The organism is Polaromonas naphthalenivorans CJ2 (genome assembly GCF_000015505.1).
Taxonomy (GTDB): domain Bacteria; phylum Pseudomonadota; class Gammaproteobacteria; order Burkholderiales; family Burkholderiaceae_C; genus Polaromonas; species Polaromonas naphthalenivorans.
This window is the reverse complement of sequence record NC_008781.1, coordinates 3217449-3230845: the sequence shown is the minus strand read 5'-3', so window position 1 is coordinate 3230845 and position 13397 is coordinate 3217449. Positions and strand designations below refer to the sequence as shown.

The window sequence follows — 13397 nt, the reverse complement described above, 5'->3', positions numbered from 1 at the left end:
GCTATCAATTTAATAGTTATCCTGAAAATATCCCAATGACCCAGCACGCCCCCCTGATCATCGACATCGCCGGCCTGAGCCTCGGCAAAGCCGACCGCCGCCGCCTCAAGCATCCGCTGACCGGCGGCATCATTTTGTTTGCCCGCAACTGGAAAGACCGCCAGCAGCTCGAAAAGCTGTGCGCCGAGATCAAGGACATCCGCGACGACATCTTGATTTGCGTCGATCATGAAGGCGGCCGCGTGCAGCGTTTTCGCACCGATGGCCTGACCCATCTGCCGCCAATGCGCGCACTGGGCGAGCAGTGGATGCAGGACCAGCTGGCCGCCACCAACGCCGCCACCGCCTGCGGCTATGTGCTGGGCGCCGAACTGCGCGCCTGCGGCGTGGACTTCAGCTTCACACCGGTGCTGGACCTGGACTATGGCGAGAGCGGCGTGATTGGCGACCGCGCCTTCGGCCGCGACCCGCGCGTCGTCAGCCTGCTGGCCAAGAGCCTGATGCACGGCCTGCTGCAAAGCGGCATGGGCAACTGCGGCAAGCATTTTCCAGGCCACGGCTTCGTCAAGGCCGACTCCCACATCGACATTCCGGTGGACACGCGCACCCTCAAAGCCATCCTGAAGGACGACGCCGCGCCTTACGAATGGCTCAACACCACGCTGTCGAGCGTGATGCCCGCGCATGTGATCTACCCCAAGGTGGATGCATTGCCTGCCGGCTTTTCCAGCAAATGGCTGAACTTCATCCTGCGCAGCCAGCTCGGCTTTGGCGGCGCGATTTTCAGCGACGACCTGAGCATGGCTGGCGCCCGCCTGATCGGCGGCGTGGAAGTCAGCTACACCCAAGCCGCCATCGCAGCGCTCAATGCCGGCTGCGACATGGTGCTGCTGTGCAACCAGTCGGTGGGCGAGGGCAAGCCGGTCGATGAGTTGCTTGACGGCATGGCCGAAGCGCTGCTCAAGGGCCAGTGGGAAGCGCTCGAAGCCAGCGAGTTGCGCCGGCTGGCCCTGCTGCCGCAAACGCCGGCGCTGGAGTGGGATGAGCTAATGGTGCATCCGGCCTACATGCACGCGCTGGGGCTGATTCCCTGATTTTTTTGGTGGCTGGTGCGGTTCAGGCCAGCGCCGGCCACTCCAGCTTGCCCGCCGCGTCGATATGCGTCAGGTACACGCGCAGGTCAAACTCGTACTGGTGGTACTGCGGCTCCATGTAGGTGCAGAGTTGGTAAAACGCCTTGTCGTGCGCTTTTTCCTTGATGTGCGCCAGCTCATGCACGGCAATCATCCGCAAAAATTCCACCGGCACGTCCTTGAACAGCGACGCCACGCGGATTTCGCGCTTGGACTTGAGCTTGTTGCCCTGCACGCGTGAAATGGTGGTGTGTGTGCCGAGTGCATGCGTGATGATCTGCAGCTTGCTGTCAAACATCACTTTCGACAGCGGTTCGGAATTGCGCAAGAAATCATTCTTCAGCACCATCACATAGTCGTACAGGGCCTTGTCGGTTTTCACCGTGTGCGCATGCCTGTATTTGGCAAGCAGGCTATCCCCCAGCCGGCCCTGCGCCAGCAACTGCTGCACCTGCGTTTGGAGGCTTTCTGGATAGGCGGCAAGGTATTTCATCGGGATTCACTATTATTTTCATAGCTGTATACGCTTATGGATAAAGCGCAAGAGCCTGATTTGATGCCGATATTGACGGCTTTTTGAGGGTTCTGGATGGTAGCGCAAACCGGTAGGCCGCTTGTCAGCCCGCGGCTGCAAACCCCGGCCGGAGCTTGCGGCAACGGTCCAGTTTGTGCCGCCTGCCTTTGTATTGAGAAGTAATTCTCATGGATGTAGATGCAGCAGGCGGGAAGAATTGCAAGCCGGTTCGCATCAAAACTGCCTTCATCCAGAAGCCCGGCGAACTTGAACGCGCCTGCAGGCACGACCGCTTGCAGTTCGACAATTTGGTTTCAAGGGGAGTAAATAATGGCGAAAAACGTATTGCGATTCACCCAGGACATGGCCGCTGCCAGCCAGGAGGTCGCGCGACTGGGCGGCCGAATCGTCCAGCAGTTCAGCCCGACCGTGTTTGTGGCCGAACTGCCCGATGGCACCGATGAACGGGCGATGACGTCCTCGACGGATCAGCCGGCCCAGCCGCTGGACGCTGTTTCGCAGCTGGCCGCTGATGCCTGGACCCAGGCCAGAGCAGCCAGGAGCGCCCGTGCCGGCGCGGCGCGATCACCCACCGAGGGGCTCTCGTGGGACGCGCCGGGCTACCAGCCTCCGCGTGAGTTCGACACGCCTGAAGCCGGCGCGCGCGCCGCGCGCGAAGCCGAACTGGTGGCCGAATCGACCGGCACGCCGACCAGCCGCTACATGGTCGGTTCGGTGGCTGTCGGGGTCATCCTGGTGTCGCGCAATACCGGGGCGGAAGTCCTGAGCGATGCCGAGCGGGTCAAGATCGTGCAGGAGGTTCAGGAAGGGCTGGGCTGGCTCGCCGGCGTCGAACCGCGGGCCAGGGTTTCATTCGTGTATGACATCCGCGTTGTCACGGTATCGTCCGCCACCGGGCCGTATGCCGGCGTCACCGAGCCTTACGAGCGCTACGAGAGGGACTGGCGGGACGCCGCGCTGGCCAGCATGGGCTACGGGCCGGGGCGGGCAGGGTACCAGAAGTACGCCAACGACCTGCGCACCAGCCGGCATACCGACTGGGCCTACGTGGCCTTTTTCACCAAGTACCCGCTGAACCACTTTGCCTACGCCATCGTCGAGAAGGTGGTGATGAACTATGCCAATGATGGCTGGGGGCCTGACAACATCAACCGGGTGTTCGCCCATGAGTCCTGTCACATCTTCGGGGCGGCGGACGAATACGGCTCGTGCGCCTGCGGCACTACCAGCGGTCACCTCGCAGTGCCCAACAGCAACTGCGTCAACTGCTTCCCGCCAGGCACGCAACAGGCTTGCCTGATGAACGCCAACACCCTGTCGATGTGTGATTTCAGCCGGCGGCAAATCGGCTGGGACGAGCGGCTGTTCCCCAGGCCCACGGGCTGGTCGGGCTGGGTCGCGCTCGGCGCACCTTCGACCGGATTTGCCGGTGCGCCAGCCGTGATCTCGCGCAACGGCTCGGTCTGCAACATCTACGTGCGCGGCGCCGACAACGCGCTGTGGCAAAAGGCCTGGTTCAACAACGCCTGGCATGACTGGGGACGGCACAACGACGGCGGCGTGCTCGCTTCCGAGCCCGCGCTGGGCTCCATGGGGCCGGACCACGAGCATGTCTTCGTGCGCGGCACCGACAACCAGGTCTGGCAGAAATTCTGGAAAGCCGCCAGCGGCTGGTCGGGCTGGTTTGCCCTCGGCGCGCCTCCGGTCGGCTTCACCGGAGCGCCGGCAGTCATCTCGCGCAACGGCTCGGTCTGCAATATCTACGTGCGCGGCGCCGACAACGCGCTGTGGCAAAAGGCCTGGTTCAACAACGCCTGGCATGACTGGGGACGGCACAACGACGGCGGCGTGCTCGCTTCCGAGCCCGCGCTGGGCTCCATGGGGCCGGACCACGAGCATGTCTTCGTGCGCGGCACCGACAACCAGGTCTGGCAGAAATGGTGGACAGGCGCAGGCGGCTGGTCAGGCTGGGTCGCCCTCGGCGCGCCTGCGGGCGGATTTGTCGGTGCGCCCTCCGTGATCTCGCGCAACGGCTCGGTCTGCAACATCTACGTGCGCGGCACCGACAACGCGCTGTGGCAGCGGGCTTACTGGAATGGCGCCTGGCACGACTGGGGTCGGCACAACGACGGCGGCGTGCTGGCTTCCGAGCCCGCGCTGGGCTCCATGGGCCCCAACCACGAGCATGTGTTCGTGCGCGGAACTGACAACCAGGTCTGGCAGAAGTGGTGGCAGGGTTGAGCCAAGGCCGTGCAGGGGCAATGCGACTGGCATCGAAAGAGGCGTTGACGGTTCAAGATTTCCATTTTTGGTAATCTTGGCCGGATGACTATTTCGAATAATTCCTTCCTGGAAGCACCCGCCAGCGGCCATCGCCTGCTCAATCTGGCGCTGCAGGGCGGCGGTTCGCACGGTGCGTTCACCTGGGGCGTGCTGGATGCCCTGCTGGAAGACGGCCGCATCGACATTGAAGGCATCAGCGGCACCAGCGCCGGTGCCATGAACGCCGTCGTGCTGGCCCATGGCCTGGCGCAGGCGCACGGCCAGTCCAGGCTGGGCCGTTATGAGGCAGCCCGGCAGGCACTGACGACTTTCTGGAGCGGCATCGTCGATCTGGGCGCCGTGTCGTCCTCGGTTTCGCAGTCGCTGTCATGGTGGCAACGCGCGCCTTTCAACGTCTTGCTGGGGCAACTGGGCGGCGGCATCTGGTCCGCCTCGCGCTGGGCTGATGACATGACCCGCTACTGGTCGGGCAGCCTGTCGCCTTACCAGAGCAATCCGTTTGACATCAATCCGCTCAAGGATTTTCTGGAGTCCCAGGTCGATTTCGAGCGCCTGGCGGCAACTCCGTATCCGGCCACGCCCAAGGTGTTCGTGGTGGCCACGCGCGTCAGCACCGGCAAGGCCGAGGTGTTTTCAGGCCAGCGCCTGACGGCCAGCGCGGTCATGGCGTCGGCTTGCCTGCCGATGGTGTTTCGGGCGGTCGAGATCGAAGGCGATCACTTCTGGGATGGCGGCTATGCCGGCAATCCGGCGCTGCATCCGCTGATTTACCAATGCCAGAGCCGCGATATCATGCTGGTCCAGGTCAATCCCATCGAGCGTGACAAGCTGCCGACCCAGCCCGGAGAAATCGCCGACCGGGTCAACGAGATCACCTTCAATGCGGGACTGGTTGCCGAGATGCGCGCCATCGATTTCGTCAAGAGGCTGCTGGCCGAGGGCAAGCTCGATCCCCTGCGCTACAAGGATGTGCTGCTGCACCGCATCGACGGCGGCGAGACGCTTGAGAAATTCAATGCATCGACCAAGGCTTCAACCGATGCCCGCCTGATTTATTCGCTGCGCGACCTGGGAAGGCTATGCGCAAAAGAGTGGCTGATCAAGCGCTTTAAATTGCTCGGCATCGAATGCAGCGTCAACATTGCGCGTGACTACCTCGACGATTTGCGGCTTCCGGTGGAACGATTAACGGGTGCTGCGGTGAAGTCCACGGATGCCTTGCCCTGACGGCGTATCAGGCTCCGCCAATGCTCTGCATGCAATGCGACGGCAATCGGGTCAAGCGGTTGGGAATGAACCCGTTGCCACACGGGTCTCAGTGTGGACTGGCCAGTCTGGGTTCACGGGCTTCCTCATTCGCGCCGCCGGCCCTGGACTGCGACCAGACCGTGAGCAATGCGATACAGGCAAACCCGCCAGCAATCAGCACCGGATACGCGGCCATGATCTGGACCAGGGAATATTTCCAGTTGAGCGGGCGGCCAATGCCCAGCATGGCCGCATAAAACCACGAAACACCCGATACCGCACCGGTAAACAGGGCTAGGCGGCGCTGTCCGAATGACAGCCTGAGCAGTGATCCCGCCTTTTGCAGCGCTGGCAGCACGTACTTGTGCAATGCATAGCCGTTCATCGTCAACAGCATGACGATAGCCACCTTGGACTGCAGCTTGGGATTCGCAAAATAGCCCCATCCCTTGAGGGAAGCGTCCAAAGTGACGATGGCGGCACCTGTAACCCACAATGCGAGCAACGAATGGGACACTGTTTTTTGCAGGTCTGACAGGTGATGGGGATCAAACCTTTCGTTCGGATCTGCCCTGAAGAGCTGTTTGAGCATGGCAATATCGCTGGTCACAACCAGTCCGATGGCTACGCAACAGGCAATAAGATGCATGAATACGATGCCCATGCGTGTAAATTCGATTTCCATTCACTGAGTCCCAAGGTTAAAAATTACAAAGGATGCCTGGGGCAAGACATGGGTTAGGACCATGACCCAGGCAACCGCTGAAATGACTTCAGGACGAAGTGTGAACGACCATGACCATGCGGCTTGTGTGTGCATGCAACGTGATGTAGCGATTAAATCTATTTCCATCTGTAACTTTTACGCATAGAACTACTCCTGCGTACAAAGCTACAGACGGAATGACTGTGAAGCTCATCGTAACTTCACAGTATGAAATTTGGTTAACTCTGTATCAAGATACTTTTGTTACAGAAACCAGACACGATCTGCCTGCCAGTGCCGACCTGTTTCAGGCTTCCCGGCGCAGTGCAGGGAACAAAATCACGTCGCGGATGCTTGGGCTGTCGGTCAGCAGCATCATCAGCCGGTCGATGCCCACGCCGCAGCCGCCGGTCGGCGGCATGCCGTACTCAAGGGCGCGAATGAAATCGTGGTCGTAGAACATGGCTTCATCGTCGCCGCTGTCCTTGGCATGAACCTGTGCGTTGAAGCGCACCGCCTGTTCTTCGGCATCGTTCAGTTCGCTGAAACCGTTGCCGAATTCGCGGCCGGTGATGTAAAGCTCAAAGCGCTCGGTGACTTCCGGGCGTTCGTCGTTGGCTCTAGCCAGTGGCGAGATTTCGGTCGGGTGCTCCATGATGAAGGTCGGCTGCCAGAGCTTTTCTTCAACCAGCTCTTCAAAATACAGCACCTGCAGGCTGGCCAGCGAGCGGCCGGACAGGCGGTTTTTTTCCTCGTTCAGCCCGAGCTTTTTAAGGGCATTCGTCAGCCAGACGGCGTCGTCCACCTGTTCGCCCGCCTCGGTATGCTTGAGGATGGCTTCGCGGATGGTCAGCCGTTCAAAGGGCTGGCTCAGATCGACCGGCTTGCCGGCGTAGCTCAGTTGCAGCGAGCCGCAGACCTTCTGGGCTGCGTCGCGGATCAGCGCTTCGGTGAAGGTCATCAAATCGGTGTAATTCCACCAGGCCGCGTAGAACTCCATCATGGTGAACTCGGGATTGTGGCGAACGCTGATGCCTTCGTTGCGGTAGCTGCGGTTGATCTCGAACACGCGTTCGAAACCGCCGACGATCAGGCGCTTGAGGTAGAGTTCGGGCGCAATGCGCAGGTACATTTCCTGGTCCAGCGCGTTGTGATGGGTCTTGAACGGCTTGGCGTTGGCGCCGCCCGGAATCGGATGCAGCATCGGCGTTTCGACTTCCAGGAAGTCATTCGCCACCATGAACTCGCGAATGCCGCTGACGGCCTTGCTGCGCGCCATGAAGCGCTTGCGCGCGGCTTCGTCCATGATCAAATCGACATAGCGCTGGCGGTATTTGACTTCCTGGTCGGCCATGCCGTGGAATTTGTCGGGCAGCGGGCGCAGGCTCTTGGTCACCAGCCGGATGCTGTCGGCATGGATCGACAACTCGCCGGTCTTGGTCCTGAACAGCAGGCCGGTCGCCGCCACGATGTCGCCCAGATCCCAGTGCTTGAAAGCCGCATGGACTTCCTCGCCGACGCCGGCATTGTTGATGTAGAGCTGGATGCGGCCACCCGTGGGGCCGAACGACGCATCCTGCAGCGTGGCAAAGCTCGCCTTGCCCATGACGCGCTTGAGCATCATGCGGCCGGCCACGCTCACCTTGACCGCCAGCGGCTCCAGCTCTTCATTGCTCAGGTGGCTGTACTGCGCAAACAGCGCTTCGGCCCGATGCCCGGGCTTGATGTCGTTCGGGAAAGCCACGCCCTTGCCGTCTGCCTGGTGCTTGCGCAGGGCGCCGAGTTTTTCCCGGCGCTCGACCATCAGCTGGTTTTCGTCGTGGTGGGCTGGGGCAACGCTGCCGGTTGCGGGAGAAGTCGGGTGGCTGGACATAGGTCGGTGTTCCGGAAAGAGAGGGCTGAAAGTGTCGGGCGCGAAAAACGCCGAATCGCTGATTTTAAGTTTTTAAGCAAGCGTTTTTCAGCTTGCATGGCCCTAAAGCCATCTTTGCCCACAATCCCGGGCAGCGCTTCCTGGCATTCAGCGTGAAATGCCGTTGCGTTCCAGAATATCGCAGACCAACTCCAGCCTGAGCAGCGGGTTGTCCAGCTCCATCAGGCGCTGCTTGACCGCCAGCGGCATGGGAAGCAGTTCGCACCAGCGATTGGCGACCCAGCTGCAATCGTCAAGGTGGTAGGGTGGCTGCATGGGCATTTTTTCAGGCGGCGTATCGCCATGCAGCAGTCCTTTGATCAGCTTGCCCAGGGCCTCGGCGGATTTTTGCAAATCGTGCGGAATCCTGACGGGCAGGTCATCTTCCATGCGGACCACATCGGCAATCCACAGGCCGTGTTTCAGCTTTTCCCGCCGGGTAATCGTGAAGCGGTGAATCCCCTGGCACAGAACCACCATCAGGCCGGGTTGCGGCACCGAAAACTCGATGATTTTGGCCAGGGTGCCCACGGCGTTGAAGGCTTCGTGCGCAAAGCCGTCACCGCCGGGCAGGGCGCCCTTGGGCGCTACATTGGCGGGTTTGCGGACTTCCGAGCCTTCGGTCAGCGAAACGACGCCAAACGGCGCCCCTGTTTTATGGCATTTGCCAATCATGTCCAGATAGCGGACCTCGAAAATCTGCAGCGGCAGCAAGCCGCCGGGGTAGAGCACGGTGCCCAGTGGAAAGAGGGGAAGTGAGGTAAGGGTAAGGGCTTCGGACATGGCTTCAGGCTTCAATTTTCGATAAGCCACATCATCCCATGATGTCTTTTCTTTTGCTCTTCCAGAACTGTTGCACGACCCCTGAATGCTGTGTCTTGATGCGTTCGAAAAACCAATTAAATTTTTTAGCTGATGGCATCGGCCGGCTGCTTGAGCAGCATGGCCAGTGAATTCGCCACCGTCTTGCGCAATTCCCGGCGGTCGCAGATAAAGTCAATCGCGCCTTTGGTCTGCAGGAACTCGGCGCGCTGGAAACCTTCAGGCAGCGTCACCCGCACGGTCGATTCGATGACGCGCGGACCGGCAAAACCGATCAGCGCCTTGGGCTCAGCAATCACGACGTCACCGACAAAGGCAAAACCGGCGCTCACTCCGCCCATGGTCGGGTCGGTCAGCACGCTGATGTAGGGCAGGCCCTTTTTGGCCAGGCGCGTCAGCGATGCATTGGTTTTAGCCATCTGCATCAGGCTGAGCAGGCCTTCCTGCATGCGGGCGCCGCCGGTGGCGGTAAAGCAGATGAACGGCACCTTTTGCTCGATGGCGGTATGAACGCCGCGCACGAAGCGCTCACCCACGACACTGCCCATGCTGCCGCCCATGAAGTCGAATTCAAAACACGCCACGACCACGCCGATGCTGTGGACGGCGCCGCCCATCACCACCAGCGCATCGGTTTCGCCGGTGTTCTCCATCGCTTCCTTCAGGCGCTCGGGGTACTTGCGGCTGTCCTTGAACTTGAGGGCATCGACGGGAAGCACTTCCTGGCCCAGCTCGTAACGGCCTTCAGCGTCGAGGAAGGCGTCCAGCCGGGCACGCGCGCCAATGCGGTGGTGGTGGCTGCACTGCGGGCAGACGTTCTGGTTTTTTTCCAGGTCGGTCTTGTACAGCACGGCTTCGCAGCTCGGGCACTTGATCCACAGGCCTTCGGGTACCTGACGGCGCTCGGTCGGATTGGTGGGGCTGATTTTGGGGGGAAGGAGTTTTTCTAGCCAAGACATGGTGTCGGTCCTTGTTGGCTTGCAGCGGCATCGTCTTTTTAAAGAAACCGCTTGCCAAGCATCGTCAAATGTTAAACACGGGATAGACGCACCGGCGGGCAGAAAACTGCACCGGCCGGGCGAAAAGCGCCATTATGCGCCGGGGCGGGCCGATGAAATTCAGTCCAGCGCCGAGCGGATTTCCTTCAAAAAGTCATGCGCCACGGCGGCAACCCGGTCGCGCGGCTGGTTTTCAATCAGCTGGATGATCTTGCTGCCAATGACCACGGCATCAGCCACTTTGCCTATGGCCTTTGCGGTCGCGGCGTCGCGAATGCCAAAGCCCACGCCGACAGGCACGTTCACATGCCGGCGAATGCGCGGCAGCATGGCTTCGACCGCATCCACGTCCAGCGTGCCGGCGCCGGTCACGCCCTTGAGCGACACGTAATACACATAGCCGCTGGCGACCTGGGCGACCTGGGCCATGCGTGCGTCGGTGCTGGTGGGTGCCAGCAAAAAGATCAGGTCCATGCCGTGCGCCTTGAGTCTGGCGGAAAATTCCACGCACTCTTCTGGCGGATAGTCAACGATCAGCATGCCATCGACACCGGCGGCGGCGGCATCGCGGATAAAGGCGCTTTCGGAGGCGCCTGCGCCATGCTTGATGTCGTAGCGCTCGACTGGGTTGGCGTAGCCCATGAGCACGACTGGCGTCGTGTGGTCTTTTGTGCGGAAAATGCGCACCATTTCAAGCACCTGAACCAGGCCGATGCCGAAGGAAAGCGCTTTTTCTCCGGCCTTCTGGATCACCGGGCCATCGGCGCTGGGGTCGGAAAACGGCATGCCCAGTTCAATCACGTCAGCGCCGCCGGCCACCATGCCGTGCATCAGTTCGGGCGTGACATCGGCAAACGGAAAGCCCGCCGTGACGTAGGGGATCAAGGCCTTGCGACCCTGGGTTTTAAGGCTGGAGAAAGTCGATTCAATGCGGCTCATGACTGGCTCCCTGCACCTTTTGCGCCGCTGGCGTCGAATGATTCGGGGGAAGTGGCAACGCCACCCTTGACGCCCAGGCCGCGCATGGAAGGCCGGTCATAGAAGTCAGCACCCGACAGATCGGCCACGGTGCCAATGTCCTTGTCGCCCCGGCCCGAGAGGTTGACGAGGATGCTCTGGTCGCTGCGCATGGTTTTGGCCAGCTTCATCGCGTAGGCCACGGCATGGGCGGATTCCAGTGCCGGAATGATGCCTTCGGTGCGGCACAGGTAATGAAAAGCCTGCAGCGCTTCGGTGTCGGTGATGCCGACATATTCGGCGCGCCCGATGTCTTTCAGGTAGGCGTGCTCCGGGCCGACGCCGGGGTAGTCCAGTCCGGCGCTGATGCTGTGCGTCTCGGTCACCTGGCCATCGTCGTTTTGCAGCACATAGGTGCGGTTGCCATGCAGCACGCCGGGCAGGCCGCGCTGCAGCGAAGCTGAATGCTTGCCGCTGTCCAGCCCTTCTCCGGCGGCTTCGACGCCGATCAGGCGGGTGTTTTCATGCGCGATATAAGGGTGGAAGATGCCCATGGCATTGCTGCCGCCGCCAACACAGGCAACGACCGCATCGGGCTGCCTGCCAGCGTTCATCTCGGGCATCTGGCTCAGGCATTCGGTGCCGATCACGCTCTGGAAGTCGCGCACCATCATCGGGTAGGGGTGCGGTCCGGCCACGGTTCCGATGATGTAAAACGTGTTGTCAACATTGGCAACCCAGTCGCGCATGGCTTCGTTGAGCGCATCTTTCAGCGTCTTGCTGCCGCTTTCCACTGGCACCACGGTGGCGCCCAGCAGGTTCATGCGGTAAACATTGGGGCTCTGGCGCTTGACATCCTCGCTGCCCATGTAGACCACGCATTCAAGGCCGTAGCGGGCGCAAATCGTGGCGGTGGCCACGCCGTGCTGGCCCGCGCCGGTCTCTGCAATGATGCGCTGCTTGCCCATGCGGCGGGCCAGCATGGCCTGGCCGATGGTGTTGTTGATCTTGTGCGCGCCGGTGTGGTTCAGGTCTTCGCGCTTGAGGTAGATCTGCGCGCCGCCCTGTTCGCGGCTCATGCGCGCGGCATGGTAGATGGGGGAAGGGCGGCCGACGAAATGCTTCAGCTCGTAGTTGAATTCGGCCAGGAATTTCGGGTCGTTCTGGTACCTGGCGTAGGCGTCCTTCAGCTCATTGATCGCGTGGGTCAGGGTTTCGGAGACGAAACTGCCGCCGTAAATGCCGAAATGACCGGCCAGGTCAGGTTGGTGATAGTCGTACATGTTGAACAATATTCTTTGCAAGTTGCTCGTCGGCAGCGCGAACGGCTGCGACGAATTGATTGATTTTGTCGGCGCTCTTGATGCCCTTGGCAATCTCGACGCCTGAACTCACATCAACGGCCAGCGTGGGGCAGCGCGGCCTGACTTGCAAAATGCCCTCTAGCACGTTTGCAGGCGTCAACCCACCAGACAAAACGAGGTGAGCGTTGACGCTTGGAGGAAGCAGTGACCAATTGAATGTTTTTCCGCCGCCGCCGAAACCCTCGACATGGGCGTCGAGCAGGATGGCCTGGGCTGATGAGTAATCTTGGGCGTATTTTAAGAGATCAAAACGCAGGCTGCCAGGCTCGGGGTTATCGTCCAGGGGAATGCGGGCGGCGCGCAGGAACGGCCGGCCCGCCTGCAGGCAGGCTTCAGGCGTTTCATCACCATGAAATTGCAGTAATGCGCAGGGTATACGGGCGCAGGCAGCTATTATTTTTGTAGCATGTTCATTGACAAACAAAAGCACTGGCGTCACAAACGGCGGGAGGCGGCTGGCCAGCGCGGCAGCGCGCTCAAGCGTTACGTGACGCGGGCTGGGTTCGTACATGACGAAGCCAATGGCGTCGGCGCCAGCCGCCACGGCGGCATCAACGTCTTCCTCGCGGGTCAGGCCGCAAATCTTGATGCGGGTGCGGCTGAAAGTGATGGGAATGCTCATGGCAGCCAATCATAAGCCGCCGTGCGCGATGGCAAGCCATGGCGTTCTTCATACACCGGACCCAGAAAATAAAGCCCGTCAGGCGAGAAGGTGGGTGCGGCGGCATCGCGGCGACGGGCGGCGACTACCTCGGCCAGCCATTCGGGCGGATGGTTGCCCTGGCCTATCGCCAGCAGGCAGCCCATGATATTGCGGATCATGTGGTGCAAGAAAGCGTTGGCTTCAAATTCGAAGCGCCAATAGCGTGAACCGGGTCCGGCGCGCTGGGAAATCTCGATACGGCTCATGGTTTTGACGGGTGATTTGGCCTGGCACTGCGCGGCCCGAAACGAACTGAAATCGTGCTCGCCCATCAGGTGCAGGGCGGCTTGCCGCATCGCATCGCCATCAAGCGGGCGATAGACCCAGCCGACGCGCCCGGCTTCGACACTGGGGCGCACCGGCGACTCCAGTACCACATAGGCGTAACGGCGCGCGATGGCGCTGGCGCGCGAGTGAAATTCATCGGGAACCGGTTGCGCCCACTGCACTGCAATGTCGGAAGGCAAAAAAGCGTTGGTGCCGCGCACCCAGGACGAGGTTTCACGCTGCAACGGGGTGTCGAAGTGGACCACCTGCATCAGCGCATGAACGCCGGCATCGGTGCGTCCGGCACACATGACGCGAATGGGCTGGACGGCAAACCTGCTCAAGGCCAGTTCCAGTTTGTCCTGCACCGTCTTGCCCGAAAGCTGGCTTTGCCAGCCTTCGTAAGCGCTGCCGCTGTAGCTGATACCCAGCGCAATCCTCATGGGCGCTTTTCTCTTGATGAGCGCAC

General features: G+C 61.1%; 13 protein-coding genes. 3 read left to right on the top strand and 10 right to left on the bottom strand.

Annotation, left to right across the window (positions count from 1 at the left end; all coding sequences use genetic code 11):
* The first annotated feature begins 35 nt into the window (after window positions 1-35).
* A complete protein-coding gene (nagZ, locus tag PNAP_RS15285) occupies window positions 36-1094 on the top strand; it encodes a beta-N-acetylhexosaminidase (protein ID WP_011802427.1) in 1059 nt (352 codons plus the stop codon).
* A 22-nt stretch (window positions 1095-1116) separates the two neighbouring features.
* Here nagZ and PNAP_RS15280 read toward each other — a convergent pair whose 3' ends face one another.
* Window positions 1117-1626 (bottom strand): YgjP-like metallopeptidase domain-containing protein, encoded by a 510-nt coding sequence (locus tag PNAP_RS15280; RefSeq protein WP_011802426.1) that lies wholly within the window; start codon window positions 1624-1626, stop codon window positions 1117-1119.
* Window positions 1623-1934, bottom strand: coding sequence for a hypothetical protein (locus PNAP_RS27085; RefSeq protein ID WP_011802425.1), 312 nt, complete (start codon window positions 1932-1934; stop codon window positions 1623-1625). The genes PNAP_RS15280 and PNAP_RS27085 overlap by 4 nt, the downstream gene beginning before the upstream one ends.
* 43 nt (window positions 1935-1977) lie before the next feature.
* On the opposite strand from PNAP_RS27085, the gene PNAP_RS25050 reads away from it, so the two are divergent.
* On the top strand, window positions 1978-3909 hold the full coding sequence (locus tag PNAP_RS25050; protein ID WP_011802424.1) for a hypothetical protein: 1932 nt from the start codon (window positions 1978-1980) through the stop codon (window positions 3907-3909).
* An 84-nt stretch (window positions 3910-3993) separates the two neighbouring features.
* Entirely contained in the window at window positions 3994-5178 is a 1185-nt protein-coding gene (locus PNAP_RS15265; protein ID WP_011802423.1) for a patatin-like phospholipase family protein, read from the top strand.
* Window positions 5179-5266: 88 nt separating this feature from the next.
* On the opposite strand, the gene PNAP_RS15260 is transcribed toward PNAP_RS15265, so the two are convergent.
* The 8 genes from PNAP_RS15260 to truA all read right to left on the bottom strand — a co-directional run bounded on the left by PNAP_RS15260 (window position 5267) and on the right by truA (window position 13371).
* Window positions 5267-5884: a hypothetical protein gene (locus tag PNAP_RS15260; protein WP_011802422.1), complete on the bottom strand. Its 618-nt coding sequence runs from the start codon at window positions 5882-5884 to the stop codon at window positions 5267-5269.
* 328 nt (window positions 5885-6212) lie between these two features.
* Complete coding sequence (gene lysS, locus PNAP_RS15255) at window positions 6213-7778, bottom strand: lysine--tRNA ligase (protein ID WP_011802421.1); 1566 nt, start codon at window positions 7776-7778, stop codon at window positions 6213-6215.
* A gap of 147 nt (window positions 7779-7925) precedes the next feature.
* Window positions 7926-8600, bottom strand: a complete 675-nt coding sequence (locus tag PNAP_RS15250) for an LON peptidase substrate-binding domain-containing protein (RefSeq protein WP_041376742.1) — start codon at window positions 8598-8600, stop codon at window positions 7926-7928.
* Window positions 8601-8725: 125 nt separating this feature from the next.
* A complete protein-coding gene (gene accD / locus PNAP_RS15245) occupies window positions 8726-9598 on the bottom strand; it encodes an acetyl-CoA carboxylase, carboxyltransferase subunit beta (RefSeq protein ID WP_011802419.1) in 873 nt (290 codons plus the stop codon).
* A gap of 159 nt (window positions 9599-9757) precedes the next feature.
* Window positions 9758-10576 carry a tryptophan synthase subunit alpha gene (gene trpA, locus PNAP_RS15240; RefSeq protein WP_011802418.1) on the bottom strand — a complete coding sequence of 273 codons (819 nt, stop codon included), beginning with the start codon at window positions 10574-10576 and terminating at the stop codon, window positions 9758-9760.
* Window positions 10573-11877, bottom strand: a complete 1305-nt coding sequence (gene trpB / locus PNAP_RS15235; RefSeq protein WP_011802417.1) for a tryptophan synthase subunit beta — start codon at window positions 11875-11877, stop codon at window positions 10573-10575. The genes trpA and trpB overlap by 4 nt, the downstream gene beginning before the upstream one ends.
* Entirely contained in the window at window positions 11855-12580 is a 726-nt protein-coding gene (locus tag PNAP_RS15230) for a phosphoribosylanthranilate isomerase (protein WP_011802416.1), read from the bottom strand. The genes trpB and PNAP_RS15230 overlap by 23 nt, the downstream gene beginning before the upstream one ends.
* Window positions 12577-13371 (bottom strand): tRNA pseudouridine(38-40) synthase TruA, encoded by a 795-nt coding sequence (truA, locus tag PNAP_RS15225; RefSeq protein ID WP_011802415.1) that lies wholly within the window; start codon window positions 13369-13371, stop codon window positions 12577-12579. The genes PNAP_RS15230 and truA overlap by 4 nt, the downstream gene beginning before the upstream one ends.
* Window positions 13372-13397: the final 26 nt, after the last annotated feature.

What these genes read in the sequence shown, in the direction of transcription:
- nagZ (WP_011802427.1), top strand. Translation starts at nt 36, where the DNA reads ATGACCCAGCACGCCCCCCTGATCATCGACATCGCCGGCCTGAGCCTC.
- PNAP_RS15280 (WP_011802426.1), bottom strand. Translation starts at nt 1,626, where the DNA reads ATGAAATACCTTGCCGCCTATCCAGAAAGCCTCCAAACGCAGGTGCAG.
- PNAP_RS25050 (WP_011802424.1), top strand. Translation starts at nt 1,978, where the DNA reads ATGGCGAAAAACGTATTGCGATTCACCCAGGACATGGCCGCTGCCAGC.
- PNAP_RS15265 (WP_011802423.1), top strand. Translation starts at nt 3,994, where the DNA reads ATGACTATTTCGAATAATTCCTTCCTGGAAGCACCCGCCAGCGGCCAT.
- PNAP_RS15260 (WP_011802422.1), bottom strand. Translation starts at nt 5,884, where the DNA reads ATGGAAATCGAATTTACACGCATGGGCATCGTATTCATGCATCTTATT.
- lysS (WP_011802421.1), bottom strand. Translation starts at nt 7,778, where the DNA reads ATGTCCAGCCACCCGACTTCTCCCGCAACCGGCAGCGTTGCCCCAGCC.
- PNAP_RS15250 (WP_041376742.1), bottom strand. Translation starts at nt 8,600, where the DNA reads ATGTCCGAAGCCCTTACCCTTACCTCACTTCCCCTCTTTCCACTGGGC.
- accD (WP_011802419.1), bottom strand. Translation starts at nt 9,598, where the DNA reads ATGTCTTGGCTAGAAAAACTCCTTCCCCCCAAAATCAGCCCCACCAAT.
- trpA (WP_011802418.1), bottom strand. Translation starts at nt 10,576, where the DNA reads ATGAGCCGCATTGAATCGACTTTCTCCAGCCTTAAAACCCAGGGTCGC.
- trpB (WP_011802417.1), bottom strand. Translation starts at nt 11,877, where the DNA reads ATGTACGACTATCACCAACCTGACCTGGCCGGTCATTTCGGCATTTAC.
- PNAP_RS15230 (WP_011802416.1), bottom strand. Translation starts at nt 12,580, where the DNA reads ATGAGCATTCCCATCACTTTCAGCCGCACCCGCATCAAGATTTGCGGC.
- truA (WP_011802415.1), bottom strand. Translation starts at nt 13,371, where the DNA reads ATGAGGATTGCGCTGGGTATCAGCTACAGCGGCAGCGCTTACGAAGGC.